The 2219-nt window shown below is 37.5% G+C and carries 3 protein-coding genes; all 3 read left to right on the top strand.

The annotated features are described in order from the left end of the window. Window positions 1–187: 187 nt before the first annotated feature. The 3 genes from ACYQ21_RS15375 (at window position 188) to ACYQ21_RS15385 (ending at window position 2148) form a co-directional block, all read left to right on the top strand. Entirely contained in the window at window positions 188–1498 is a 1311-nt protein-coding gene (locus ACYQ21_RS15375) for a PTS sugar transporter subunit IIC (protein ID WP_460059545.1), read from the top strand. A gap of 64 nt (window positions 1499–1562) precedes the next feature. Further along, window positions 1563–1892 carry a hypothetical protein gene (locus ACYQ21_RS15380; RefSeq protein WP_460059546.1) on the top strand — a complete coding sequence of 110 codons (330 nt, stop codon included), beginning with the start codon at window positions 1563–1565 and terminating at the stop codon, window positions 1890–1892. Beyond that, complete coding sequence (locus ACYQ21_RS15385; protein ID WP_460059547.1) at window positions 1882–2148, top strand: BadF/BadG/BcrA/BcrD ATPase family protein; 267 nt, start codon at window positions 1882–1884, stop codon at window positions 2146–2148. Before ACYQ21_RS15380 ends, ACYQ21_RS15385 begins: the two co-directional genes overlap by 11 nt. Window positions 2149–2219 lie beyond the last annotated feature (71 nt).

The raw sequence follows: 2219 nt of genomic DNA on the forward strand, positions 1-2219 counted from the left end.
AATCGCTTGGGTTGCAGACTAAAGAATGAAGACTAAGCAACAAGGAGGATAAGCAAAATCCGTGAGTCCATTCCAGAACTATTATCTCTGAGAAACGGCTCAGTAGTCAAGTGAAAATTAATATCAAATAGGTAAAAATCGTAGTGGTTAATCACTACTAGAATATATTATACGAGGAGAAACCTTTATGCAAACTTTTCTTAAATGGATCGAATTCAAATTGATGCCACCTATGACCAAAATTGGTATGCAGCGACACATGGTTGCAATTCGTAATGGGGTCATTTCAACGCTCTCGCTCATTTTAATTGGGTCGTTTATCTTAGTCTTTGCGAATTTTCCAATTCCAGCAGTTGCGGCATGGCTTGCCCCATATACAGGCAATCTGACCATTCCATTTCGTATTACAATGGGGTTGATGGCCATTTATGCCTCTTTTGCAATGGGTGATTCATTGGCTAAATCTTATAAGCTTGATGGTGTAACAGGTGGTGTCTTATCACTTGCGGCTTTCCTGACTTTGACGATTCCTTTGAATGTTGATGAAACATTGATTAAAGCTGGTGGCAATGGTATCGGTTGGGTATTACCGATGCAATATCTTGGTGGCGCGGGTATGTTCTCAGCGATTCTTACGATGATTTTTGCAGTAGAAGTCTATCGCTGGTTTATCAAGCATAATATTACAATTAAAATGCCTGATGGCGTGCCAGATGCAGTAGGACGTTCATTTGGTGCATTACTCCCTGCCGGTTTTATTATTATTTTTCTATGGATTGTTCGTGTTTTGCTTAATTTCGATATCAATGCATTTATCATGAGTATTTTCAATCCGATTGCAGATATTATGGGAAATAATATGTTTGGTGCGATTGTTCCAATGCTCTTTATTCACTTGTTATGGGCAGCCGGCGTTCATGGTATGAATATCATCGGATCAATTGTACGCCCAATGTGGTTGATGATGCTAGATGCCAATATGGCTGCGATGGCAGACGGAAAACCTTTGATAAAACTTCCTTATGTAGCACCTGAACAATTCTATCAATGGACTGTAACAATGGGTGGTGCAGGTGTCACACTCGCTCTTGTTTTCCTACTCTTTACTTGTAAGGCTAAATATCTTCGTGATATGGCAAAATTGTGTATCTTACCAGGAATCTTTAATATTAATGAACCCCTTATCTTCGGGATGCCATTGATGATGAACCCGATATTTACAATTCCGTTTATTGTCAATCCTGTTATTTTAACCATTACGTCCTACAGTGCAATATTAGTTAATGGCTTTGTCGCTAATGTTCCATGGACACTTCCTGCCCCGATTGGTGCTTATCTTGCGACAGGTAACGATTGGAGAATCGTCATACTTGTTCTGATTAACTTAGTCATTGCGGGAATTATCTATTATCCATTTGTAAAAATGTACGATAAACAAATGTTGGAAGAAGAAATGAAAGCTACTACAAAAGAAAATCCAGAAGTAGCGACAGTATAACAATAGCCAAATACAGGGACTAGATAAATAGGACCCTGTATTTCTATAATTAAAGAGGGACAAAATGATGTATAATATTTTATTTTTTGGTGCGATAGTAGGCCTGATAATTGGGGCAAGAAAAGTTGTCAATTATATGCCTCGTTTTGAAAATCAAACAATTCAAAATCGTTGGATATGGGGGATTTTAAGTATGTTGTTTCTGGCAATAGGCATTTTAGTCATACCAGACAAACTTTCAGTTATCAGAATTCCTGTCATTATCTTTGCAATTTTTGACGCAATGGTTTTCTTTGAAATGACACGACTTGCAATTGAGAAGGCAATGGTTATTCACGATGCAAAAAATCAAGAAAAATTGATAGCTATTCGTGAGGCAAAAAATGCAAAATAAGTATTTAGGTATTGATGCGGGAGCAACCAAAACCCATGCTGTTTTATATGGTGAAGATGGCAATGTCTTATATGAGACAACTCAGGGACATGGCAATATGATTGTTAATGAAAATGAAGCTATCCAAAATGTGACAACAGCCATTGCACAATGTCTTAAACAAGTAAGGGATACAGATGTGGTTAAATTGCTACTTGGAACACGACAAACGCATGAAATAAATAATTCCCTAGTATCTCTATTTATGTTAAAGTAAAAGAAAAGCTATTAAGGGAGTTCATGATGTACGAAATCTACGCGTATTTAGAAAGCGTCACAGATCCGCGC

The organism is Pseudolactococcus yaeyamensis (genome assembly GCF_054658615.1).

Excerpts from the sequence above, each read along its gene's own strand:
- ACYQ21_RS15375 (WP_460059545.1), top strand. The coding sequence starts at position 188 with ATGCAAACTTTTCTTAAATGGATCGAATTCAAATTGATGCCACCTATG.
- ACYQ21_RS15380 (WP_460059546.1), top strand. The coding sequence starts at position 1,563 with ATGATGTATAATATTTTATTTTTTGGTGCGATAGTAGGCCTGATAATT.
- ACYQ21_RS15385 (WP_460059547.1), top strand. The coding sequence starts at position 1,882 with ATGCAAAATAAGTATTTAGGTATTGATGCGGGAGCAACCAAAACCCAT.